Source organism: Variovorax sp. V213, assembly GCF_041154455.1.
In the GTDB taxonomy this organism is placed as follows: Bacteria; Pseudomonadota; Gammaproteobacteria; order Burkholderiales; family Burkholderiaceae_C; genus Variovorax.
In genome coordinates this window covers 4,096,326-4,117,724 of record NZ_AP028664.1, presented here as the reverse complement: position 1 = coordinate 4,117,724, position 21,399 = coordinate 4,096,326, and the positions used below count along the sequence as shown (strand labels likewise).

The window sequence follows — 21,399 nt, the reverse complement described above, 5'->3', positions numbered from 1 at the left end:
CGCCGGCCTACTGCTCCTCGCCCCAGGAGAAGCCGTCGCGCGCAATCATTGCGCTCGATGCGCTCGGGCCCCAGGTGCCGGCGGCGTACGGCCGCGGTCCGCCGTCCGATGCCCAGCTGTCGATCAGCGGCTCGACCCAGCGCCAGGCTTCTTCCTGCTCGTCGCTGCGCACGAACAGGTTCAGGCGGCCATCGATCACATCGAGCAGCAGCCGCTCGTAGGCGCCCACGCGTTCGGCGCCGAAGCGCTTGTCGAAATCAAGGTCGAGCTGCACCGGCGCGAGCTGCGCGGCGCTGTGGTGGCCATTGCTGCGCTGGCGGTTGTCCTGCGCCTGCGCGAGCATGTGAAGCTCCAGGCCGTCCTTGGGCTGGAGATTGATCACCAGCTTGTTGACCGCCCCGGAAGGCGCGCGGTAGATCGCGTGCGGCGTGGGCCTGAAGTTGACCTCGATGCGCGCATCGCGCGACGCGAGCCGCTTGCCGGTTCGAATGTAGAGCGGCACGCCGGCCCACCGCCAGTTGGCGATTTCGGTGCGCAGCGCCACGAAGGTCTCGGTGCGGCTCTCGGGGTCGACGCCCGGCTCATCCCTGTAGCCCTGCACGCGTTCGCCGTAGGCCGTGCCGGTCGTGTACTGGCCGCGAATGGCATGCAGGCCCAGCGTTTCGGGCGTCCAGGGCTTGAGCGCGCGCAGCACCTTCAGCTTCTCGTCGCGGATGGCATCGGCATGCGAGTTGATCGGCGGCTCCATGCCGATGGCGCAGACCAGTTGCAGCGCATGGTTCTGCACCATGTCGCGCAGCGCGCCGGTCTGGTCGTAGAAGGCGCCGCGCTTCTCGACGCCCAGGTCTTCCGCAATGGTGATCTGGATGTTGGCAATGTGCTCCCGGCGCCAGATCGGCTCGAACAGCGCATTGCCGAAGCGCATGGCAAACAGGTTCTGCACCGAAGGCTTGCCCAGGTAGTGGTCGATGCGGAAGACCTGCTTCTCCTCGAGCACCTTGCACACTGCGGCATTGATGGCGCGGTTGGACGCCAGGTCATGGCCCAGCGGCTTCTCGAGCACCACCCGCGTCGACGGGCCGTTGAGCCCCGCCGCGGCAATCTGCTCCACCACCTGCGTGAAAAGCGCCGGCGCCGTGGCCACGTACATCACCACCGTGTCGGCGTTGCGCTGCTTCAGCAGGTCGGCAAGCCGCGTGTAGTCGGCCGGCTTGGACAAGTCCATGCGCAGGTAGTACAGCAGCGAGGCGAACTTCTCGAACTCTTCTGCCGAAGGGCGCTTGGCGCCTTCGACGGCATTGAAGCGCGACTGGATCAGTTCGCGGTACTGGTCGTCCGAGAGGTCGTCCCGCGCCACGCCGACGATGCGTCCGTCTTTCGGCAGGCTGCCGTGCCTGAAGGCCTGGAACAGCGCGGGCATCAGCTTGCGCCATGCAAGATCGCCCGTACCGCCGAACAGAACGAGATCGAAGCTCATGTGTCGAATTTCCTTTTGTCTAGGTGCCGAAGAGGGCTCTGTTTCAACCGAATGGTACTTGTACCGATTCATGAAACCTGTACGAAAGCTACGCTGCACCCCGGCCGGGAGGCCTATTTTTGTTTTGGAGGCGAGGTTTTCACATGAAGAAGCTATTTACCGCAGCGGCCTTGCTGGGTTTGTCGGCCGCCGCGTCGGCCCAGGGCACCGTCAATGTCATCTGCTCGGTCCAGGCCGAATGGTGCAACGTGATCGCCACCGTGTATGCGCGCACCACCGGCACCCGCATCAACATGTCGCTCAAGGGCTCGGGCGAGGCGCTGGCCCAGCTTATCGCCGAGAAGGACAACCCCAAGACCGACGTCTGGTTCGGCGGCACCGGCGATCCGCACCTTCAGGCGGCCGAACAGGGCCTCACGCTCGAATACAAGTCGCCCACGCTGGCGCAGCTCCACCCCTGGGCCCAGCAGCAGGCCAAGCAGTCCGGCTACAAGACCGTGGGCATCTACTCCGGGCCGCTGGGTTTCGGCTACAACCCGGAGCTGCTCGCCAAGAAGAAGCTGCCCGTGCCCAAGAGTTGGGCCGATCTGCTCAAGCCCGAATACAAGGGCGACATCCAGGTGGCCAACCCCGCTTCGAGCGGCACTGCCTACACCATGATCGCCACGCTGGTGCAGCTCATGGGCGAGGACAAGGCCTTCGACTACCTGAAGGCGCTGCACAAGAACGTGGGCCAGTACACCCGTTCGGGCACAGGCCCCATCAAGGCGGTGGCGCGCGGCGAAACGGCCGTGTCGATCAGCTTCGTGCATGACGGCCCGGGCGAGAGGATGCAGGGCTTTCCGGTCGAAACCATCACGCCCAGCGACGGCACCGGCGCGGAAATCGGCTCCATGAGCATCATCAAGGGCGCCCGCAACCTCGAAGCCGCGAAGAAGTTCTACGAATGGGCACTGACGCCCAGTGCGCAGGAGCTCGGCGCCGCCAACAAGCAGTTCCAGCTGCCGAGCAACACGACCGCCAAGCTCGATCCGCGCATTCCGGACTTCAAGAAGATCAAGTTCATCAACTACGACTACGCCAAGTACGGCGCCAGCGCCGAGCGCCGGCGCCTGATTGCGCGCTGGGAAAAAGACGTCAACTCGCTGCCGCGCTAAGTGGGCACCGTCGCTGCCGGCGCCGCGCCGGCCAATCCGGCCGCCGTGGCCTCGGCCCGGCGGTCGCAGCGCTGGATCTGGGCCTGGGTGGCGCTCGGCTTTGCGGCCTATGTGGTGCTGCCCTGGTATGCCATCCAGGATTCGACCTGGTACGAGGCCGTTCCACAGGTGTTCGGCCAGGCGGAGGGCGCCAACGGACTGATGCAGGCGGCCACGCAAGGACGCAGCTGGCTCTTCATCGGGCTTCTCGGTCTGGCGATGTGCGCCATCGGTGCCTGGCTGCCGGCCGGCCGGGCTCAAGGGCGCTGGCTGCTTGCGGGCGGCGCCATCGGCGCCATTGGCCTTGCCGTGGCAGGCTTCACCATCGGCGCACGCGGCTGGAGCTTCACGGCGCTCAACACGCAGTTCGGCGAGCTGGCCGTCAACCAGTTCGGCATCGGTGCGGGGGGCTTCGTGGCGCTCACCGCGCTCACGCTGCTGGCCGCCTTCGGCATCGCGCGGCTCGGGCTGTTCAAGGGCGACCTGTTCGTGGCTGCGGCGGTCATCGGCTGCGGCGTGCTGATGGCGCTGTTCATCGCCTATCCGGTGAGCAAGGCGCTGGCCGGTGCGTTCTTTGACGAAGACGGGCGGTGGTCGGTCACCGCGTTCATCGCGCGCGTGTTCACCGAGCGCATCTGGGGGCTGGGCTGCGTGGCGGGCGGGGTGCGCTGCGGCGTTGCCTGGAACACGCTCGTGCTGGCCTTGCTCACCGCCGCCGGCACCACCTTCCTGGGTACGCTGATGGCGTTGATGGCCGAGCGCGGCAGCAAGCGCGGGCAGGGCGCGCTGCGGGTGCTGGCGCTGCTGCCGATCATCACGCCGCCTTTCGTGGTGGGCCTGGGGCTCATCCTGCTGTTCGGCCGCGCGGGCATCGTCAACCAGCTGCTTGAGAACGTGTTCGGCATCGAGCCGACGCGCTGGTTCTACGGCATGCCGGGCGTGCTGGTGGCACAGCTCTTTGCGTTCACGCCTATTGCCTTCATGATCATGCGCGGGGTGGTGCAGGGCATTGCGCCCAGCCTCGAAGAGGCCGCGCAGATGTTGCGCGCCGACCGGCGCCGCACCTTCTTCACCATCACGCTGCCGCTGCTGAAGCCCGGGCTGGCCAATGCCTTCCTGGTGGGCTTCATCGAGAGCATTGCGGACTTCGGCAACCCAGTGGTGGTGGGGGGCCAGTTCTCTGTGCTGTCGACCGATATCTTCTTTGCCATTGTCGGCGCGCAGTACGACCAGGGCCGCGCCGCTTCGCTGGCGTGGGTGCTGACGATCTTCGCGCTCGGCGTGTTCGCGCTGCAGCGCGGCGTGCTCGGCAGGCAGAACTACACCACCGTGAGCGGCAAGGGCGACGCGGGTATTGCGATGGCGCTGCCCGACGGCGTACGCCGCACCATCCAGTGCATCGCATTGCCGTGGATCGCGTTCACCGCCGTGGTCTACATGTTCGCCTTCGCGGGCGGCTTCGTGCAGACCTGGGGCCGCGACTACAGCTTCACGCTCAACCACTTCAAGAACGCCTTTGCGCTCGAATGGGGGCAGTTCGGCCTGGTCTGGGCAGGCACGGCGTGGAACTCGCTGATCACCACGCTCAAGCTCGCGGGCATCTCGGCGCCGATCACCGCGGCGCTGGGGTTGCTCATTGCCTGGCTGCTGGCGCGCAACGAATTCAAGGGGCAGGGCGTTTTCGAATTTGGCGCATTGCTGGCCTTTGCCATTCCGGGCACGGTGCTCGGCGTGAGCTACATCCTGGCCTTCAATGTGCCACCGTTCGAGCTTACGGGCACCGGGCTCATCATCGTGCTGTGCTTCATGTTCCGGAACCTGCCGGTGGGCGTGCGGGCCGGCACGGCGGCTTTCAAGCAGCTCGACCGCTCGCTGGACGAAGCCTCGCTGATGCTGCGGGCCTCCACCTCGCAGACGCTTTTCAAGGTGGTGCTGCCGCTGCTCAAGCCGGCGCTGGTGGCTGCGCTGGTCTACAGCTTCGTGCGGGCCATGACGACGGTGAGCGCGGTGATCTTCCTGGTCACGGCCGAGAACGAACTGGCCACCACCTACATCATCGGCCGCGTGGGCAACGGCGACTACGGCATTGCGCTGGCCTACTGCACGGTGCTCATGATCCTGATGTCGCTGGCAATCGCGCTGGTGCAGTGGGTGGTCGGGGAGCGCAAGCTGGGGCGGCGCAAGGCGGGTGTGCCGATGGTGGCCGCGCCTGTGGTGCATTGATCGGGAAAAGAACACATGAGCAACGGCATCGAGTTTCGCAACGTCACCAAGCGCTACGGCACCGACAAGAACGGGCCGATGGCCGTCAAGGGCATCAGCTTCGAGGTGCCGGTCGGCACGCTCACCACCATCCTCGGCCCCTCGGGATGCGGCAAGACGACCACGCTGCGCATGATCGCGGGGCTCGAATCGCCCACTTCGGGTTCGATCCTCATGGGGGAGCGCGATGTCACCACGCTGGGCCCGGCCGAGCGCAACGTGAGCATGATGTTCCAGAGCTATGCGCTGTTCCCGCATATGAACGTGATCGAGAACGTGGGCTACGGCCTGCGCATGAGCGGCGTGAAGAAGGACCAGGCCACCTCGCGGGCGCGCGATGCGCTCAAGGGCGTGGGGCTGGTCGGCTTCGACGATCGCCTGCCCAGCGAACTCTCGGGCGGCCAGCAGCAGCGCGTGGCACTGGCGCGCGCGCTGGTGCTGGAGCCGGCGGTGCTGCTGTTCGACGAACCGCTGTCCAACCTCGACGCCCGCCTGCGGCGCGAAATGCGCGAGGAGATCCGCGCGCTTCAGCAGCGCCTGAAGCTCACGGTGGCCTACGTCACGCACGACCAGAGCGAGGCCCTCGCCGTGAGCGACCAGATCATCGTCATGGACCACGGTGTGATCGCCCAGCGCGGCACGCCCGAGCAACTCTACGGCCGGCCCGAGAGTGAATTCGTTGCCGGCTTCATGGGCGAGGCGATGGTTTTTCCGGCCGTGGCGCAGGCCGATGGCAGCGTGGTGCTGGGCCCGCTGCGCCTGCAGCCGCGCTATGCGGTGGCACCAGGCACGGTGAAGGTGGCGGTGCGGCCCGAGGCCTGGGAAATCGGCGCCGCAGAGGCCTCAGGCGGGCTATCCGCCACGCTGCGCAAGGCGGCCTACCTCGGCAGCTTCTACGAATACGGCTTCGACACGTCGCTCGGGCCGGTCTTCGTGGTGTCGACCGATCTTTCGCGGCCCCTTGCGGCGGGCGCGCAGGTCACGCTGTCGCTGGCGGCGCATGGCGTCAGCGTGGTGCCCGGCGCATGAAACAATGGCGCCATGAACGTGGTTTTCGATCTTGGCGCCGTGCTGCTGGCATGGGAGCCCACCCGTCTGGTGCAGACCCATCTTCCCGAGCACGCCCCGACTGAGCTTGCTGCGGCGGCGCTGGGCCGGGCGCTTTTCCACCATGACGACTGGATGTGCTTCGACTGCGGCACGCGCTCGCTCGAAGACGCCATTGCGCGCATGGCCCAGCGCCTGTCGCTTCCGGCGGCGCGGCTCGACGCCATGCTCGGCACGCTGGGCGAGCGCCTGGAGCCGATTCCCGTCACTGTCGAGCTGCTCGAAGGGCTGTTCGCGCGGCGCGATGCCGGCGAGGCGCTGCGGCTCTACTACCTCTCGAACATGCCTGCACCCTATGCACGCGCCCTCGAACGCCGGCACGGCTTCATGCAGCGTTTCGATGGCGGCGTTTTCTCGGGCGACGTGAAGTTCATCAAGCCGGAGCGCGAAATCTACGAACTGCTGGCGGTGCGCCATGCGTTGGACCCGCAGCAAACGGTGTTCATCGACGATTCGGCGGCCAACGTGGAGGCCGCGCGCGCTTTCGGCTGGCATGCCATCCATTGCACCCACCCTGCCGCGCTGGCGGCGCAGCTGGCGCGCTACTTGCCGGCTGCTTCGTCTATCGGCCGGTGAGCACGACCTTGGCGGTGTCGAACCCCAGGCTGGCGGCGTAATCCAGCTCGGCCTGCAGCGCGGCGTCTTCCAGCCGGGGCGCACGCGAAAGAACCCACAGGTATTCGCGATCGGGCGTGCCGACCAGCGCCACCTGGTAATCGCGGTCGAGCTTCAGGATCCAGTAGTCGCCCCACACCAGCGGCAGCCAGCCGAGCCATGACGGCGCAAAGCGCACTTCGAGCCGGCCCGCCCCGGGCTGACCCGCGACCGGCACCACGCGGGCCGTGCCCACGGCCTCGTCGAAGTTCCCATCGGGCCGCACGCAGCGGTTCCGCACCTGCACCGTGCCGTCGGGCTGGGGTATGTACTCGGCGGTGACCGGGCCGGCGCACTGCTTCTGGAAGCGGTTTGGCAAGCGGGCCTGTTCGTGCCAGATGCCGGCATAGCGCTGGATATCGACCGGCGCCACCACCTGCAGCGGCGCGCGCATCAGGGGAGCGCCGTCGGCGGGGCCGGCCAGCTGCGCACGCGCGGTGCGCCCCGCACCCAGGGCGATCCAGGTGGCCACGCCGCCGACGACGAAGGCGGTGGCCAGCGTACCGATGGCGGCGCTGGTGTGGCGGTCGTTGAAAGGAGCGCGGTTTGCAGCGGCGGGCACTGCGGTGCGATGTCGGCAAGGCATGAAAGGCACTCCTGTGGTCGAAAGCATCAAGGCGGGAAGCCGCAGGCTAGCCCGCCGACCGGAACGCTGTCGTCAGCGGCGGACCACAGCATTTGTAGGGCAGGGCGGCCGGCGTACGACACTGTCGGTTACAGGCCGATGCAGCGCGGTGAAAACCCGTGCTACGGTGTGCATGAAAACATCGGCCCGAGCGCAACAGCGTGCAGGACTTGTCATCACCCGCGCAGGATAATCTTCGACATGAATCAACTCGATGCTCTCCGCCAATGGACCACCGTGGTCGCCGATACCGGTGACTTCAAGCAACTCAGCATTTCCAAGCCGCAGGACGCGACCACCAATCCGTCGCTCATCCTGAAGGCAGTGCAGAAGCCCGAGTACCGGCCGCTGCTCGACGAAGCCGTCAAGAACCATGCGGGCAAGCCGCTGGACGAGGTCATCGACCGCCTGCTGGTGCGTTTCGGCGCCGAAATCCTCTCGATCATTCCAGGCCGCGTGTCGACCGAGGTCGATGCCCGCCTCTCGTTCGACACCGCCGCCACCATTGCGCGCGGCGAGCGCATCGTGGCGCTCTACAAGGCCGAAGGCATCGACACCGAGAGGCGCCTGCTGATCAAGGTGGCCTCGACCTGGGAAGGCATCCAGGCGGCGCGTGCACTCGAGCAAAAGGGCATCCGCACCAATTTGACGCTGCTGTTCTCGTTCGCGCAGGCGGTTGCCTGCGCAGACGCCGGCGTGCAGCTCATTTCGCCTTTCGTGGGGCGCATCTACGACTGGTACAAGAAGTCGGCCGGCGCCAAATGGGACGAGGCCGCCAGCGCGGGCGCAAACGATCCGGGCGTCAAGTCGGTGCGAGAAATCTTCAACTACTACAAGCAGCACGGCATCAAGACCGAGGTGATGGGCGCGAGCTTCCGCAATGTGGGACAGATCCAGGCCCTGGCTGGCTGCGACCTGCTGACCATCAGCCCCGAATTGCTGGCCGAACTGGCCGCGAACAGCGACCCGCTCGAACACGCGCTCGACGCCGCCAAGGCCGCCGCCGCGGCGGATGTGCAGAAGCTGAGCTACGACGAGGCAAGCTTCCGCTTTGCGCTGAACGAAGACGCCATGGCCACCGAGAAGCTCGCCGAAGGCATCCGCGCCTTCGCGGCCGACGCCGTGAAGCTCGAAAGAATCATGCAGGAAAGCGGCAAGTAAACATGGCCATGACTCTTCGCTGCGACCGCGCGCCCGCCTGGGCGCAACTGCAGAGTTACTTCGAAACGGCGGGCCGGCAGTTCGACGTGCGCCACGCCTTCGTCGACGACGCCGGGCGCTTCGAGCGCTTCAGCCAGGAGGCGCCGCATGTCTTTGCCGACCTGTCGAAGAACCTGATCGACGCGCGCGCCGAAGAACTGCTGCTCGCGCTGGCGACCGAGTGCGGGCTCGAAGCGCACCGCGACGCCATGTTTGCCGGCGAGCACATCAACAACACCGAAGACCGCGCCGTGCTGCACACGCTGCTTCGCGCACCGGCCGGCGCCGCAGTGGGCAGCACCGCGGCCGAACTGCGCGAAGTGCACGCCACGCTCGACGCGATGCTGGCGTACGCAGAGGCGGTGCGCAGCGACCACACCATCACCGACGTGGTCAATATCGGCATCGGCGGCTCCGACCTCGGTCCGCAGATGGCAGTGCTCGCGCTGGCCGAGTTCGCGGCGCCGGGCAAGCGCTTTCACTTCGTCTCGAACGTCGACGGCCATGAACTGGCCGGCGTGCTGCGCGACCTGGCGCCCGAGCACACGCTGTTCCTGATCGCGTCCAAGACCTTCACCACGGCCGAGACCATGGCCAATGCGCTCTCGGCCAGGCGCTGGTACGGGCAGTCGGGCGGTACCGACATCGCCGGCCACTTCGCCGCGCTTACCACCAACGTCGAGGCCGCGAAGCAGTTCGGCATCGACACCACCTTCGGTTTCTGGGACTGGGTGGGCGGCCGTTATTCGCTCTGGTCGGCCATCGGCCTGCCGATTGCGCTGGCCATCGGCGCCGAGGGCTTTCGCCGGTTGCTGGCGGGCGCGCACGCCATGGACGAACACTTCCGCACCGCGCCGCTGTCGCAGAACCTTCCGGTGCGGCTCGGCCTGCTCGACGTCTGGTACCGCAATTTCCACGGCTTCACGAGCCGCGGCATCGCGCCGTACCACAGCGCCTTGAAGCGCCTGCCGGCCTATATGCAGCAGCTCGAAATGGAGAGCAACGGCAAGCAGGTCGATGCAAGCGGCGCGCCGCTGCCCGCCAGCCTGGGCACCTCGCCCGTGCTCTGGGGCGAACCCGGCACCAACGGCCAGCACGCCTACTTCCAGATGCTGCACCAGGGCACCGACGTGATCCCGCTCGAATTCGTGGCGGTGCGCGATGCGGCCCACGACCTGGACGGCCACCACCCCAAGCTGCTGGCCAATGCGCTCGCGCAGGCGCAGGCGCTGATGGTCGGCAAGCTCGACGCCGGCGGCCACAAGAATTTTCCTGGCAACCGGCCGAGCACTTTCTTCGTGTTCGAGAAGCTCACGCCCGAATCGCTCGGCGCCTTTCTCGCGCTGTACGAGCACCGCGTGTTCACCAGCGGCGCGCTGTGGGGCATCAACAGCTTCGACCAGTGGGGCGTGGAACTGGGCAAGGTGCTCGCGAAAGACATCGAACCGCGCCTGGCGTCCGGCGACATCACGGGACTCGACGCCTCCACGGCAGGCCTGTTGAAACGGCTGGGTACCCGGGCCTGATTCGCTGAAGGGCGAGGCAATAGGCCGTTGGTTTGAGAACCAATGGCCGAATTTGCAGTTGAAAGACCCGCCGATATGATCGGCCCGGGGAAGTTTCCCTGGGAACAATCAAGAGGAGTCGATCAATGGACTTTCAAACAGCGGTCAAGACCTGTTTCAGCAAATACGCCGATTTCAATGGGCGTGCGTCGCGTTCGGAGTACTGGTGGTTCGTGCTGGCCGAGCTCATCGTTCTGATTGTGGCGAGCCTGATCCACCAGTACGTGTACGTCATCGCGGCACTGGGCTTTTTGCTGCCCGCACTGGCCGTGGGCGCGCGCCGCCTGCACGACATCGGCAAGAGCGGCTGGCTCCAGCTGCTGATGATCGTTCCGCTCGTCAACCTGGTGCTGATCTATTTCTACGTGCAGCCATCGCAGCCCGAGACCAACCCGCACGGGGTGCCCGCGACCTGAAGCTGAAAGCTTGGCGGCAGCGCCTGCTACGCGCGAGAGAACAACCATCAAGGGCCGCGCAAGCGGCCCTTTCGCATGGCTTCTTCCATGCTGTATTGCGTTAACTAGGGAATATCCTAGCCAATCGGTGCATGAAAGTACTATCGTGGCCCGGCGCAGTACCAAAACCGCAAGCGTGTTTCTCCAGAATTCAGGCCACGGCGACCCGACAAGAGGGCGTCGCTCACCTCTAGGAGACAACATGAAGCGTTTTCTGAAAGCGGGCCTCGTCCTCGCACTCGCCGGCACGGGGCTCGTGTCCCAGGCTGCCACCGAACTCGTGATCGCGACCGTCAACAACGGCCACATGATCGAGATGCAGAAGCTCACCCCCTTCTTCGAAAAAGCCAACCCCGACATCAAGCTCAAGTGGGTGACGCTCGAAGAAGGCACGCTGCGCCAGCGCGTCACGACCGACATCGCCACCAAGGGCGGCCAGTTCGACGTGATGACCATCGGCCTGTACGAGACGCCGATCTGGTCGAAGAAGGGCTGGCTCCAGCCCATTGCCACCGATGCCGCCTATGACGCCGACGACCTGCTGCCCGCCATCCGCGCCGGCCTGTCGTACGAGGGCAAGCTCTACGCCGCGCCGTTCTACGGCGAGAGCTCGATGCTCATGTACCGCAAGGACCTGGCCGACAAGGTCGGCTTCCAGATGCCCGAGCAGCCCACCTGGGCGCAGGTGAAGGAACTGGCCGGCAAGATCCACGATCCGAAGGCCGGCGTGTACGGCATGTGCCTGCGCGGCAAGCCGGGCTGGGGCGACAACATGGCCTTCCTGACCACGCTGGTCAACACCAACGGCGGCCAGTGGTTCGACATGCAGTGGAAGCCGCAGATCGACACCAAGCCCTGGAAGGACGCGATCAACTTCTACGTCGACCTGATGAAGGCCTACGGTCCACCCGGCGCGTCGGCCAACAGCTTCAACGAGAACCTCGCACTCTTCAACGAGGGCAAGTGCGGTATGTGGGTGGACGCGACCATCGCCGCCTCGTTCATCAGCGATCCGAAGCAGTCGAAGGTGGCCGACAAGGTGGCCTTCGCACAAGCCCCCGTGGCGGTCACGCCGAAGGGCGCCAACTGGCTGTGGACCTGGAACCTGGCCATTCCCGCCAGTTCGACCAAGGGCGCGGCCGCGCAGACCTTCGTGAAGTGGGCGACCTCCAGGGAGTACGTCAACCTGGTCGCCAAGGAGCATGGCTGGGCCACGGTGCCTACCGGCACGCGCAAGTCGACCTATGCGAACCCCGAGTTCCAGAAGGTCGCCAAGTTCGCCGCGGCCGAGAAGAAGGCCATCGACACCGCCAACCTCAGCGACAGCACGCTGCCCAAGTCGCCGTACGTGGGCGTGCAGTACGCGGCCATTCCCGAGTTCCAGGCCATCGGCGTGGCGGTGGGCCAGCAGATGAGCGCTGCGCTGTCGGGCAAGGTCACCGTCGACCAGGCATTGAAGACTTCGCAGACGGCGGCCGAGCGCGAGATGAAGAAGGCCGGGTACTACAAGTAAGCCGATAAGCCGTCTTTCCCTCTCCCTGCGGGGAGAGGGCAGGGTGAGGGGGCGGCGTGCCCACGACCGCCGCCGCGTGCCCTCACCCCAACCCTCTCCCGCTGCGGGAGAGGGGGCCACAGCCAGAGAGGAACACAAGATGAATCGACTCCTGCCCCGGGCCCTGATGGCGCCCGCCGTGCTCACGCTCTTCCTCTGGATGATCGTGCCGCTTGCGATGACGTTGTACTTCTCGTTCGTGAACTACAACCTCATGCAACCCGGCGAACGCACGTTCGCGGGCATCGAGAATTTTCACTACTTCGTCACCGATCCGGACTTCTGGCCCGCAACCTGGAACACGCTGATGCTGATCGGCAGCGTGATCGTCATCACGGTGGTGTTCGGCGTGCTGCTCGCACTGATGGTGAATGAGCCCTTTCCGGGCCGCGGCATCGTGCGCGTGCTGCTCATCTCGCCCTTCTTCGTCATGCCCGCGGTCAACGCGCTGCTGTGGAAGCACATGATGATGAACCCCATCTACGGCGTCCTGGCCGACGTGTGGCGCTTCTTCGGCGCGCAGCCCGTCGACTGGCTCACTGACGTGCCGCTGTTCTCCGTGATCGTCATGGTGGCCTGGCAGTGGCTGCCCTTCGCCTGCCTGATCTTCATCACCTCGCTGCAGTCGCTCGACCGCGAGCAGATGGAGGCCGCGCGCATGGACGGCGCGAGCGCATTCCAGCGCTTCTTCTACCTGACCATTCCGCACCTCGGCCGGCCGATGGCGGTGGTGATCATGATCGAGATGATCTTCCTGCTCAGCGTGTTCGCCGAGATCGCCATCACCACCAACGGCGGTCCGGGCAACGAGAGCACCAACATGACCTACCTGATCTTCAAGCAGTCGCTGATGAATTTCGACGTGGGCGTGGCTTCGGCCGGTGCGCTGTTCGCGGTGGTGCTGGCCAACATCGTGGCCGTGTTCCTGATCCGCATCATCGGCAAGAACCTCGATTGAAGGAACGACCATGCAACCCAGCAATTTCCTCCCGCAACTGCTGCGCACCGCGGGCGCGTGGGCCGCGGCGCTGCTGCTGTTCTTTCCGCTCGGCTGGCTGTTCCTCACGGCCTTCAAGACCGAGCTGCAGGCGATCCATGTGCCGCCGCTCTTCATCTTCGAGCCCACGCTCGACAACTTCAGCGAAGTGCAGCGCCGCAGCGACTACCTGCTGTATGCGCGCAATTCGCTCGTCACCAGCCTGGGCTCGACGATCATCGGGCTGTTGATCGCGGCGCCCGCCGCGTACTCGATGGCCTTCTTCCGCACGAAGAAGACGCGCGACATCCTGATGTGGATGCTCTCCACCAAGATGATGCCGGCCGTCGGCGCGCTGGTGCCCATCTACGTGCTCGCGCAGACCGCGGGCCTGCTGGACTCGCTCACCGCACTCACGGTCGTGTTCACGCTGTCGAACCTGCCGATCATGGTGTGGATGCTCTACAGCGCCTACAAGGACATTCCGAACGAGATCCTCGAAGCCGCGCGCATGGACGGCGCGAACCTGTGGACCGAGTTCCGCCACGTCGTGCTGCCGCTCTCGGTGGGCGGCCTCGCATCGACCGGCTTGCTGTGCCTGGTGCTGAGCTGGAACGAGGCCTTCTGGGCGCTCAACCTCAGCTCGGCCAAGGCCGGCACGCTGGCCACGCTGATCGCCTCGTACTCCAGCCCCGAGGGCCTGTTCTGGGCCAAGCTGTCGGCCGCCTCGCTGATGGCCATTGCGCCCATCGTGGTGTTCGGCTGGTTCAGCCAGAAACAACTCGTCCAGGGCCTGACCTTCGGCGCCGTCAAGTAAAGAAAGGGAGACACCTCATGGCCTACCTGCAACTCAAAGACATCAAGAAGAGCTTCGGCGACGTCAACATCATCAAGGGTGTGGACCTCGAGATTCAAAAGGGCGAGTTCATCGTCTTCGTCGGGCCTTCGGGCTGCGGCAAGTCGACGCTGCTGCGCCTCATTGCCGGGCTCGAGCCCATCACCAGCGGCAACCTGCTGCTCGACGGCAAGGACATCACCTGGGCGCCTTCGGGCAAGCGCGACCTGGCGATGGTGTTCCAGAGCTACGCGCTCTATCCGCACATGAGCGTGTACGACAACATGTCCTTCGCGCTCAAGCTCGCGGGCGTGCCCAAGAGCGAGATCAAGACCAAGGTCGAGTACGCGGCCAAGACTCTCAATCTCACGCAGTACCTCGACCGCACGCCCAAGGACCTGTCGGGCGGACAGCGCCAGCGCGTGGCCATCGGCCGCGCCATCGTGCGCGCGCCCAAGGTGTTCCTGTTCGACGAGCCGCTGTCCAACCTCGATGCAGCGCTGCGCGGCAACACGCGCGTCGAGATCCACAAGCTGCACCGCTCGCTCGGCGCCACCACCATCTACGTGACGCACGACCAGGTCGAGGCCATGACGCTGGCCGATCGCGTGGTGGTGCTCAGGGACGGTCTCATCGAACAGGTCGGCACGCCGCTTGAACTCTATGACCATCCGGCCAACCAGTTCGTCGCGCAGTTCATCGGCATGCCGTCGATGAACATGGTGGCGGCGAGCGCGATTCCGAGTTTTTCCGCCGCCACCGGCGGACGCCTGCCGAACGACGGTTTCCTGGGCGTTCGGCCCGAAGGCCTGCGCGTGCATCCGAACCAGGCCGCTGTTGCGGGCGTACCCGGGCGCGTCGAGCTGATCGAGGCGCTCGGCGCCGACACGCTGATCCACGTCGACGTGGGCGGCGTGCCGCTGATCGCGCGCCAGAACGAGCGCACGCCGCTGCATGCGGGCGATGACGTGGCGGTGGAGCTCGATCCCTCGGTGCTGCATCTGTTCAACCGCGAAGGCCGCGCGGTCTCCGCCTGATTTCTCTTTTCTCTTCCGGACATTTACCGTGACCCTTGCAGCAGCGCCTCTTGCGCCCACTCCACCGGTTCTTTCGGAGTTCACGGTGCTTCACCTTGGACTCGGCTCGTTCCACCGGGCCCACCAGGCCGTCTACCTTCAGCGGCTGATCGACGCGGGCGACACCCGCTGGTCGCTCTCGGGCGCCAACATCCGGCCCGACATGGCGGAGGTAGTTGCGGCTCTTCAGGCGCAGGGCGGACGCTACACCCTCGAAACCGTGTCGCCCGCGGGCGAGTACCGCTACGAGCAGATCGAAGCCATTCGCGAAGTGCTGCCTTGGGAGCGCTCGCTGGCCGCGGTGATCGCGCGCGGCGCGGCGCCGTCCACGCGCATCGTGTCTTTCACCGTGACCGAGGCGGGCTACTACCTCGACACCAAGGGCAAGCTGGACCTGTCTTTCGGCGATCTTGCGGCCGACATCGAGCGTGCGCGCCGCGGCGAGGCCGGCGGCGAAGGCGTGACCATCTACGGCGCCGTCTGCGCGATCCTGCGTGCACGCAAGTCCGCGCGGGCCGGCGCCGTGACGCTGCTGAACTGCGACAACCTGCGCCACAACGGCGACCGCTTCAGTGCCGGGCTGCTCGAGTTCATCGAGCGCGCCGACGATGCCGAGCTGCTCGCCTGGGTGCAGGCGAACACCGCCTGCCCGAATGCGATGGTCGACCGCATCACGCCGCGACCGCCACCGGAGCTGCGTGCTCGGGTACAGGCTGCCACCGGGCGCGACGATGCGGCCGCGATCACGGGCGAGAGCTTCATCCAATGGGTGATCGAGGACAACTTCGCGGCCGGGCGCCCCGACTGGGGCCGCGTGGGCGTGGAACTGGTCGATTCGGTGCAGCCCTATGAGGAAGCCAAGATCCGCATCCTCAACGCCACGCACAGCTGCATTGCCTGGGCCGGCACGCTGGCCGGGCTGGGCTTCATCCACGAAGGCACGCACCACGCGGCGATCCGCAAGATGGCCTACGACTACGTGACCGACGACGTGATCCCGTGCCTCAGCCCAAGCCCGATCGACCTTGCGGCCTATCGGGACGTGGTGCTCGACCGCTTCGGCAACCCCGCGATCCGCGACACCAACCAGCGCGTGGCGGCGGATGGCTTTTCGAAGATTCCGGGTTTCATTGCGCCCACGGTGCGCGAGCGGCTCGCCGCGGGGCAGCCGATCGACAGCGTCGCGATGCTGCCAGCGCTTTTCCTGGCCTTCCTGCAACTCTGGCATCGCGGGGCATTGCCCTATGCCTACCAGGACCAGGGTGTGGACGAGGCCGTGGCGCACGCCATCTGCGACGCCGCCGATCCGGTGCTCGCGCTGTGTTCGGACGCCGGACTGTGGGGGCCCATCGCGGGCGATGCGCGACTGATCGACGCCGTGCGCGGCGCGAGCGGGCGTGTGGCAAATTTTGTGAATCCAGGAGCAACGATATGAGCGAACGTCTGAAGAACCGCCACGTGCTGCTGACCGGCGCCGGTGGCGGCATCGGTCTGGCCGTGGCCGAGGCCTGTATTGCGGAGGGTGCGCGCTGCAGCGTGGTCGACCGCGCGGTGGCGGCACCCGAGGCGGTGCGGGCGCTGCAGCAGCAACACCCCGACAAGCTCGCCTACATCGCGGCCGACGTGACCGACACGCAGGCCATTGCGCACATGCTGGCCGAGGCGCAGGTCGCTTTCGGCCCCATCCATACGCTGTTCAACAACGCCGCCGTGTTCGACCTCGCGCCGCTGCTCGACAGCGACGAGGCCTCGTTCGACAGGCTCTTTGCCGTCAACGTGAAGGGCATGTTCTTCGTGATGCAGGCCGTGCTGCGCCACATGGTCGAGGCCGGCACGCAGGGCGCGTCGGTCATCAACATGGCTTCGCAGGCGGGCCGGCGCGGCGAGGCGCTGGTGTCGCACTACTGCGCGACCAAGGCCGCGGTCATCAGCTATACCCAGAGTGCGGCGCTGGCCATGGCGCCGCACGGCATTCGCGTCAACGGCATTGCACCTGGTGTGGTCGACACGCCGATGTGGGACCATGTCGACAGCCTGTTCGCCAAGGCCGAAGGGCTGGCGCCCGGAGAGAAGAAGCGCCGCGTGGGCCTGGAGGTACCGCTCGGCCGAATGGGCGTGCCGGCGGATGTCGCAGGCGCGGCGGTCTTTCTTGCCAGCGACGAGGCGCGCTACATCACGGCGCAGACCTTGAATGTCGATGGCGGCAATGTCATGAGTTGAAATGAAGGCCTGCTTCTTTCCGGCGCGCAATCCATGAACGAAGATTTCCATCTGTACCTCGACAGCGCCGATCTGGCTGAATTGCAGGCCTGCCTGCCGCATCCGGTGGTGCACGGCGTGACAACCAACCCGACGTTGCTGCAGCGCGCGGGCATCGGCCGCGGTGAAGTGCCCGGCTTGCTGAAACGCTGCATCGATCTGGGCGCACGGCAGGTGCAGGCGCAGGTGTATTCGAGCGAGGTCGGCGGCATGCTCGAAGACGCGCAGGCTTTGCTGTCGCACTTCGACCCGGGCCAGCTGGTCGTGAAGATTCCCGCCACGCGCCAGGGCCTCGATGCCGGCGCGCGGCTCATTGCGCAGGGCGTACCCGTCACGTGGACTGCCGTCTATGCCCCCGAGCAGGCGCACTTTGCAGCACAGCTGGGCGCGGCGTATGCGGCGCCTTACCTGGGACGGCTCGAAGATGCCGGCATCGACGGGCTGGCGCTGATCGCGCAGATGCAGGGCCTGGTGGCGCAGCGGCCTTCGTCCGGCACGCGCCTCCTGGTGGCGAGCATCCGCTCGCGCGAGGCCTATCTTTCGTTGCTGGGGTTGGGCGTGGGGGCAATCACGATTCCGCCGCGCCTGTTTGCCGAACTGCTCGATCATCCCGCCACGCTGGCCGCCGAGCGCGGTTTCCTGGCCGACGCGCGCGCCTTGTCCTGAAAGAAGAGAATCCGAGAACCATGCGCATTGCACTCACGGGCGAAGCCCTGATCGATTTCACCGCCAGCGAGGCTGGCACGCTGGCCTTCCTGGGCCACGAGGGCGGCTCGCCGCTCAATACCGCCGTTGCCTGCGCGCGCCTCGGCCAGCCCACCGGTTTTCTCACCCAGCTGTCGACCGACCTGTTCGGCGAGCGGCTGATGCGTTTTCTCGAGCGCAACGGCGTGGACACCAGCTTCATCCTGCGCAGCAACGCGCCCTCGACCCTGGCCTTTGTCGAGCGGACGCCGCAGACCAACCGCTATGCGTTCTACACGCGCGGCAGCGCCGACGCGACCTGGGCGCCCGAGCCGCTGCCCCAGTTGCCGGCGGACTGCCGCTTCCTTCATTTCGGTTCCATCTCGCTGCTGCAGGAGCCGGCGGCCACGCGCATCGCCGAACTGGTCACGGCCAACGCGGGGCGGCGCGTGATCGTGTTCGACCCCAACGTGCGGCCGAGCCTGATTTCCTACATGGCGGAGTACCGCGTGCGCATCATGGACTGGTTTGCAATGGCCGACCTGGTCAAGCTCAGCGACGAGGATGCCGAACTGCTGGCACCGGGCCAGCCGGTCGACGAACTGGCGGCGCAGTGCCTGCGAGCCGGCGCGCATGCGGTGATCGTCACGCGCGGCGGCGCGGGCGCCACGCTCTGGAGGACGGGGCACGACCCGCTCACCGTGGCGGCGCCGCGCGTCGAGGTGGTCGACACCATCGGTGCGGGCGACACCTTCACGGCGGGCCTTTCGGTGGCGCTGCTCGCGCACGGTGTCGAGCACCCGGCCCAGCTCGGCCAGCTGGCGGATGAAGCCTGGCGCCAGGTGATGCGCTTCGCCGCCACGGCGGCCGCCCTGAACTGCACCCGCGAAGGGGCCGATCCACCCACGCTCGAAGCGGTTCGCGCCGCGCTGGCGCAGGAAGACAATGGAGCCGTCGCTTCCCGGTCCTGACCCCGTGCTGCCATGACCACGTCCACACGCAAACGCTCGATTCCACGTCAGCGCCAACCTGAGCTCGAACGCGACATTGCGCGCTCGCCGTCGCTGGGCTACGAGGCCCCTGAAACCGGCCTGGTGCGCTGTCTGGCGCACGGCTTCCCGAGCCCGCTGGTGCGCTGGCACTTTCATGAAGACTACGAGCTGCACCTGATCACCGAGACCTCGGGCAAGGCCTTCATCGGCGACTGGATCGGGCCGTTCCAGCCCGGGCACCTGGTGCTCTGCGGGCCACGGCTGCCGCACAACTGGATCTCGCTCGATGTGCCCGAAGGCGGCGCCGCGGGGCGCGACCGGGTGATCCAGTTTCGCCACGAGCCCATCGAACGCGCGGCGGCCGAGATTCCTGAGTTGCGCGAGGTGATGCAGCTGTTCGAACGGGCGCGGCACGGCATCGAGTTCTTCGGCATGTCGCAGCAGGCGCAAACGCACTGGGACAACATCAAGGCCGCGCGCGGCACGCGCCGGCTCGGCCTGTTCCTCGAGTTCATGGCCGACCTGGCGCAATGCACCGACTACCGGCTGCTGTCGAGTGTGCAGATGCAGGGGGCACACGGCGCCGATGGCGATGCGCAGGTCGACCAGATCAACGGCATCGTCAACCGCATCACCGCCAACCTGGCAGAGTCCATCTCGATGTCCGACGTGGCGGCCGAGCTCGGCATGAGCGAGAGCCGCTTCAGCCGCTTCTTCCGGCGCTCCACGGGCAACAGCTTTACCGACTTCGTCAACCGCGTGCGCATCAACAGCGCCTGTCATCTGCTGATGCAGACCGACCACTACGTGACCGACATCTGCTATCAGGTCGGCTTCAACAACGTCGCCAACTTCAATCGGCGTTTCCTCGAAATCAAGGGCATGACCCCGAGCGAGTTCCGGCGCCAGGCCGACACGCGCTTCGGCTGAGGTCGAGACGCCCCGCTTTCAAGGCGCAATCAGGGAGCACCATCTTGTACCTGGGACTCGACCTCGGCACGTCCGAGCTCAAGGCGCTGCTGCTCGCCGACGACCACCGCATCGTCGGCGTGGCACGCGCACCGCTCACGGTCGATCGGCCGCAACCGCTCTGGTCGGAGCAGGCGCCGAGCCAGTGGTGGCAGGCTTTGGAGCAGGTCATGGCGCAGCTGCGGGAGACGCACTCCCACGCGCTGTCGGCCGTGCGTGCCATCGGCCTGTCGGGCCAGATGCACGGCGCCACGCTGCTCGATGCGGCGGGCGAGGTGCTGCGGCCCGCCATCCTCTGGAACGACGGGCGCAGCGGCGCGCAGTGCGAGGCGCTCACGCGCGCCGTGCCACGCCTGGGCGAGATCGCGGGCAACATCGCGATGCCTGGCTTCACCGCGCCCAAGCTGCTGTGGGTGCGCGAGCACGAGCCTGAAATCTTCAACCGCACGGCGCGCGTGCTGCTGCCGAAAGACTGGCTGCGCTTCATGCTCAGCGGTGAGGCCGTCAGCGAGATGTCCGATGCGGCCGGCACGCTGTGGCTCGACGTCGGCGCGCGCGACTGGTCCGACGAGCTGCTCGCGGCCACGGGGCTCACGCGCGACCACATGCCGCGGCTGGTGGAGGGCAGCGAGGTGTCGGCGCAGCTCAAACCCGAGTTGGCTGCGCGCTGGGGCGTCGGAAGCGGGACTGTGCTGATTGCGGGCGGCGCGGGCGACAACGCCGCCAGCGCCGTCGGCATGGGCTTGGTGGAACCCGGGCAGGGCTTCGTCTCGCTCGGCACCTCGGGCGTGGTGTTCGTCTCGACCGACCGCTTTCTGCCGAACCCCGCGCAGGCGATGCATGCGTTTTGCCACGCGCTGCCGAAGCGCTGGCACCAGATGTCGGTGATGCTCTCGGCCGCAAGCGCGGTGAGCTGGGCCGCCAAGGCGTTCAAGTTCACCGACGAGGCCGCGCTGCTCGAAGCGGCGGCGTCGGTCGAGCCCGCGCAACGCGAGCTGTGCCCGTTGTTCCTGCCGTACCTGTCGGGTGAGCGCTCGCCGCACAACAACCCCAATGCGCAGGGCGTGCTGTTCGGATTGACGCATGCGCAGGGACCGGCGGAAATCGCCTATGCCGTGGTCGAAGGCGTGAGCTTCGGACTGCGCGACGGCTTCGACACCTTGCGCCTGCCCGCTGACATGCCGCTGCGCGAAGTCGCGCTGGTTGGCGGCGGTGCGCGCAGTGTGTGGTGGGGCCAATTGCTGGCCGACATCTTCCAGGTGCCGCTCACGCTGTACGCGGGCAGCGAGATGGGTGGGGCACTCGGCGCAGCGCGCCTTGCGTGGCTGGCCGACGGTGGCACCGTGGCCGAGGTATGTACGCTGCCACCGGTCAAGCAGCAGTTGACGCCTTCGTCCGAAGGAGGCGAGGGTCACAAGGCGCGCCATGCGCGGTTCCAGGTGCTCTACATGGCGCTGCGCGACCAGTTTCGATCAACGTAGCGCGCAATGAAAAAGGGCCGCTTGCGCGGCCCCT

The 21,399-nt window shown here is 66.6% G+C and carries 19 protein-coding genes; 17 read left to right on the top strand and 2 right to left on the bottom strand.

All coding sequences use genetic code 11. The annotated features are described in order from the left end of the window. Window positions 1-7: 7 nt before the first annotated feature. Window positions 8-1,477 (bottom strand): glucose-6-phosphate dehydrogenase, encoded by a 1,470-nt coding sequence (zwf, locus tag ACAM55_RS19590; protein ID WP_369653137.1) that lies wholly within the window; start codon window positions 1,475-1,477, stop codon window positions 8-10. 143 nt (window positions 1,478-1,620) lie between these two features. On the opposite strand from zwf, the gene ACAM55_RS19585 reads away from it, so the two are divergent. Genes ACAM55_RS19585 through ACAM55_RS19570 form a run of 4 tightly spaced genes read left to right on the top strand, consistent with a single transcriptional unit; the run spans window position 1,621 to window position 6,618 of the window. Then, window positions 1,621-2,634, top strand: coding sequence for an ABC transporter substrate-binding protein (locus ACAM55_RS19585; RefSeq protein ID WP_369653136.1), 1,014 nt, complete (start codon window positions 1,621-1,623; stop codon window positions 2,632-2,634). After that, complete coding sequence (locus tag ACAM55_RS19580) at window positions 2,635-4,896, top strand: ABC transporter permease (protein ID WP_369653135.1); 2,262 nt, start codon at window positions 2,635-2,637, stop codon at window positions 4,894-4,896. Window positions 4,897-4,911: 15 nt separating this feature from the next. Then, window positions 4,912-5,964, top strand: coding sequence for an ABC transporter ATP-binding protein (locus ACAM55_RS19575; protein WP_369653134.1), 1,053 nt, complete (start codon window positions 4,912-4,914; stop codon window positions 5,962-5,964). A gap of 12 nt (window positions 5,965-5,976) precedes the next feature. Then, complete coding sequence (locus ACAM55_RS19570) at window positions 5,977-6,618, top strand: HAD family hydrolase (RefSeq protein ID WP_369653133.1); 642 nt, start codon at window positions 5,977-5,979, stop codon at window positions 6,616-6,618. Here the strand turns inward: ACAM55_RS19570 and ACAM55_RS19565 are convergent. Next, complete coding sequence (locus tag ACAM55_RS19565; RefSeq protein ID WP_369653132.1) at window positions 6,605-7,282, bottom strand: lipocalin family protein; 678 nt, start codon at window positions 7,280-7,282, stop codon at window positions 6,605-6,607. The two genes, ACAM55_RS19570 and ACAM55_RS19565, sit on opposite strands and share 14 nt — an antisense overlap. A gap of 240 nt (window positions 7,283-7,522) precedes the next feature. Between ACAM55_RS19565 and tal the strand changes: the two genes are divergently transcribed. The 13 genes from tal to xylB all read left to right on the top strand — a co-directional run bounded on the left by tal (window position 7,523) and on the right by xylB (window position 21,365). After that, a complete protein-coding gene (gene tal, locus ACAM55_RS19560) occupies window positions 7,523-8,482 on the top strand; it encodes a transaldolase (protein WP_369653131.1) in 960 nt (319 codons plus the stop codon). 2 nt (window positions 8,483-8,484) lie between these two features. After that, complete coding sequence (gene pgi, locus ACAM55_RS19555; RefSeq protein ID WP_369653130.1) at window positions 8,485-10,047, top strand: glucose-6-phosphate isomerase; 1,563 nt, start codon at window positions 8,485-8,487, stop codon at window positions 10,045-10,047. Window positions 10,048-10,172: 125 nt separating this feature from the next. Next, entirely contained in the window at window positions 10,173-10,502 is a 330-nt protein-coding gene (locus tag ACAM55_RS19550; protein ID WP_369653129.1) for a DUF805 domain-containing protein, read from the top strand. 241 nt (window positions 10,503-10,743) lie between these two features. Next, window positions 10,744-12,054 (top strand): sugar ABC transporter substrate-binding protein, encoded by a 1,311-nt coding sequence (locus ACAM55_RS19545; RefSeq protein ID WP_369653128.1) that lies wholly within the window; start codon window positions 10,744-10,746, stop codon window positions 12,052-12,054. 139 nt (window positions 12,055-12,193) lie between these two features. Further along, window positions 12,194-13,051: a carbohydrate ABC transporter permease gene (locus ACAM55_RS19540; RefSeq protein ID WP_369653127.1), complete on the top strand. Its 858-nt coding sequence runs from the start codon at window positions 12,194-12,196 to the stop codon at window positions 13,049-13,051. A gap of 10 nt (window positions 13,052-13,061) precedes the next feature. Then, window positions 13,062-13,886, top strand: coding sequence for a carbohydrate ABC transporter permease (locus tag ACAM55_RS19535; protein ID WP_369653126.1), 825 nt, complete (start codon window positions 13,062-13,064; stop codon window positions 13,884-13,886). Between the two features lie 17 nt (window positions 13,887-13,903). Then, entirely contained in the window at window positions 13,904-14,941 is a 1,038-nt protein-coding gene (locus ACAM55_RS19530) for an ABC transporter ATP-binding protein (protein WP_369653125.1), read from the top strand. 85 nt (window positions 14,942-15,026) lie between these two features. Beyond that, window positions 15,027-16,415: a D-arabinitol 4-dehydrogenase gene (dalD, locus tag ACAM55_RS19525; protein ID WP_369656427.1), complete on the top strand. Its 1,389-nt coding sequence runs from the start codon at window positions 15,027-15,029 to the stop codon at window positions 16,413-16,415. Further along, the gene (locus tag ACAM55_RS19520) at window positions 16,412-17,200 is read left to right on the top strand and encodes an L-iditol 2-dehydrogenase (RefSeq protein WP_369653124.1); all 789 of its coding nucleotides are present in this window, start codon (window positions 16,412-16,414) and stop codon (window positions 17,198-17,200) included. The genes dalD and ACAM55_RS19520 overlap by 4 nt, the downstream gene beginning before the upstream one ends. A gap of 33 nt (window positions 17,201-17,233) precedes the next feature. After that, window positions 17,234-17,905 (top strand): transaldolase family protein, encoded by a 672-nt coding sequence (locus ACAM55_RS19515; protein ID WP_369653123.1) that lies wholly within the window; start codon window positions 17,234-17,236, stop codon window positions 17,903-17,905. A gap of 20 nt (window positions 17,906-17,925) precedes the next feature. Further along, a complete protein-coding gene (locus ACAM55_RS19510; RefSeq protein WP_369653122.1) occupies window positions 17,926-18,894 on the top strand; it encodes a carbohydrate kinase in 969 nt (322 codons plus the stop codon). A gap of 12 nt (window positions 18,895-18,906) precedes the next feature. Then, window positions 18,907-19,845, top strand: a complete 939-nt coding sequence (locus tag ACAM55_RS19505) for an AraC family transcriptional regulator (protein WP_369653121.1) — start codon at window positions 18,907-18,909, stop codon at window positions 19,843-19,845. Between the two features lie 44 nt (window positions 19,846-19,889). Further along, window positions 19,890-21,365, top strand: coding sequence for a xylulokinase (gene xylB / locus ACAM55_RS19500; protein WP_369653120.1), 1,476 nt, complete (start codon window positions 19,890-19,892; stop codon window positions 21,363-21,365). The last annotated feature ends 34 nt before the right edge of the window (window positions 21,366-21,399 follow it).

What these genes read in the sequence shown, in the direction of transcription:
- zwf (WP_369653137.1), bottom strand. Translation starts at nt 1,477, where the DNA reads ATGAGCTTCGATCTCGTTCTGTTCGGCGGTACGGGCGATCTTGCATGG.
- ACAM55_RS19585 (WP_369653136.1), top strand. Translation starts at nt 1,621, where the DNA reads ATGAAGAAGCTATTTACCGCAGCGGCCTTGCTGGGTTTGTCGGCCGCC.
- ACAM55_RS19575 (WP_369653134.1), top strand. Translation starts at nt 4,912, where the DNA reads ATGAGCAACGGCATCGAGTTTCGCAACGTCACCAAGCGCTACGGCACC.
- ACAM55_RS19570 (WP_369653133.1), top strand. Translation starts at nt 5,977, where the DNA reads ATGAACGTGGTTTTCGATCTTGGCGCCGTGCTGCTGGCATGGGAGCCC.
- ACAM55_RS19565 (WP_369653132.1), bottom strand. Translation starts at nt 7,282, where the DNA reads ATGCCTTGCCGACATCGCACCGCAGTGCCCGCCGCTGCAAACCGCGCT.
- tal (WP_369653131.1), top strand. Translation starts at nt 7,523, where the DNA reads ATGAATCAACTCGATGCTCTCCGCCAATGGACCACCGTGGTCGCCGAT.
- pgi (WP_369653130.1), top strand. Translation starts at nt 8,485, where the DNA reads ATGGCCATGACTCTTCGCTGCGACCGCGCGCCCGCCTGGGCGCAACTG.
- ACAM55_RS19550 (WP_369653129.1), top strand. Translation starts at nt 10,173, where the DNA reads ATGGACTTTCAAACAGCGGTCAAGACCTGTTTCAGCAAATACGCCGAT.
- ACAM55_RS19545 (WP_369653128.1), top strand. Translation starts at nt 10,744, where the DNA reads ATGAAGCGTTTTCTGAAAGCGGGCCTCGTCCTCGCACTCGCCGGCACG.
- ACAM55_RS19540 (WP_369653127.1), top strand. Translation starts at nt 12,194, where the DNA reads ATGAATCGACTCCTGCCCCGGGCCCTGATGGCGCCCGCCGTGCTCACG.
- ACAM55_RS19535 (WP_369653126.1), top strand. Translation starts at nt 13,062, where the DNA reads ATGCAACCCAGCAATTTCCTCCCGCAACTGCTGCGCACCGCGGGCGCG.
- ACAM55_RS19530 (WP_369653125.1), top strand. Translation starts at nt 13,904, where the DNA reads ATGGCCTACCTGCAACTCAAAGACATCAAGAAGAGCTTCGGCGACGTC.
- ACAM55_RS19520 (WP_369653124.1), top strand. Translation starts at nt 16,412, where the DNA reads ATGAGCGAACGTCTGAAGAACCGCCACGTGCTGCTGACCGGCGCCGGT.
- ACAM55_RS19515 (WP_369653123.1), top strand. Translation starts at nt 17,234, where the DNA reads ATGAACGAAGATTTCCATCTGTACCTCGACAGCGCCGATCTGGCTGAA.
- ACAM55_RS19510 (WP_369653122.1), top strand. Translation starts at nt 17,926, where the DNA reads ATGCGCATTGCACTCACGGGCGAAGCCCTGATCGATTTCACCGCCAGC.
- ACAM55_RS19505 (WP_369653121.1), top strand. Translation starts at nt 18,907, where the DNA reads ATGACCACGTCCACACGCAAACGCTCGATTCCACGTCAGCGCCAACCT.